This window comes from Olleya sp. Ti.3.14 (assembly GCF_038154885.1).
Classification (GTDB): domain Bacteria; phylum Bacteroidota; class Bacteroidia; order Flavobacteriales; family Flavobacteriaceae; genus Olleya.
Map to the genome: position 1 here is coordinate 1 of NZ_JBAKAO010000082.1, position 287 is coordinate 287.

The following is a 287-nucleotide window of genomic DNA, read 5'->3' on the forward strand; positions in this document are numbered from 1 at the left end:
GATGTATTATACAAAGGTCGTAGTATTAGATCAGCTTTAACAGCAATACAATCGTTTGGTAGACCTAAAGAGATAGAATTGCTAACACTTATTGATAGACGTTTTAGCAGACACTTACCAATACAACCAGATTACAGAGGTAGACAGGTAGATGCAAGTAATAATGAAAAAGTCAAAGTTATTTGGGTTGAAAATGAAGGAGAAGACACAGTATATCTAATAAATAATTAAAGTTATGAGCGAATTAAGTGTCAATCACTTATTAGGAATTAAATATCTTAACAAAC

The 287-nt window shown here is 31.0% G+C and carries 1 pseudogene; it reads left to right on the forward strand.

Annotated features, from left to right (window positions below):
• Positions 1-231 (forward strand): annotated as a pseudogene (locus V6251_RS15375) (bifunctional pyr operon transcriptional regulator/uracil phosphoribosyltransferase PyrR); the annotation flags it as partial.
• Between the last annotated feature and the right edge of the window lie 56 nt (positions 232-287).